This is a genomic window from Flammeovirga agarivorans, from assembly GCF_012641475.1.
In the GTDB taxonomy this organism is placed as follows: Bacteria; Bacteroidota; Bacteroidia; order Cytophagales; family Flammeovirgaceae; genus Flammeovirga; species Flammeovirga agarivorans.
On record NZ_JABAIL010000067.1, the window covers coordinates 1 to 816 of the forward strand.

Consider the following 816-nt stretch of genomic DNA (forward strand, 5'->3'; position numbering starts at 1 on the left):
TTTGATGGTACATTAAGTTTAAGTCTAATTGAAATGCTTGATTATATAACCCACAACGAATTTGCTAAACTGCGAGCGAGGGCGCGTCGACCGAGACTTGCTGTTTTAGCTGGTGTTGTGGGTATGTTGTTTAATTCTCGTCTATTAATTCTTTTCCTATCCAACATCTCATATACATTGATTCGATTTTAGAACTTGGATAAAAAACAGTATAAAAGGTATGACCACCATCAAAACATTTATCAGTACCATAATTTTCTGGATTACTATTCCAGTTGTTTCCTTTTACGATTTCTTCTTTCAATTCAATAATGTCGTTGTAATAGTATTTATTAGGATCAATCATTAAATCATCAGTCAAAGTCAAAGTCGCATTTTGATACTTCTTTTCTTTATCTTTTAATCTATATACAATTAATTTGTTTTTACTGAAAATTTGTACAAAATCTGCAGGACATCCAAAACAAATGAAATTATAATTCTCTTTTAAAATGATAGTATCCGTTGTATTCTCTTTTAGCATTTTGCGTAAATCCTTTTCGTATTGAATTCTATATTTTTTTTGCGTTTTTAATTCCAAATTCATTCCTTTTGCAGTATTGAAAGGTGAATTTACTAATGATGCTTTTTGATTTTGGTCAATCTGATTATTCAGTTTATTAGTAATAGAACAACTACTAAATAGAAATGTCAATATAATGATGCTAAAATAATTCATTTGTCTTTTTTGCAATTACCCACAACGTAATGGCTAAACTACGACCAGCGGGTGTGTCACCCGATGGATGGAGATTAGCTAATGTTAGCTTGCGTAAT

At 30.5% G+C, this 816-nt stretch carries 1 protein-coding gene; it reads right to left on the bottom strand.

The genetic code is table 11. From position 1 onward, the window contains the following. Positions 1 to 130: 130 nt before the first annotated feature. A complete protein-coding gene (locus HGP29_RS28260; RefSeq protein WP_168885817.1) occupies positions 131 to 718 on the bottom strand; it encodes a hypothetical protein in 588 nt (195 codons plus the stop codon). Positions 719 to 816 lie beyond the last annotated feature (98 nt).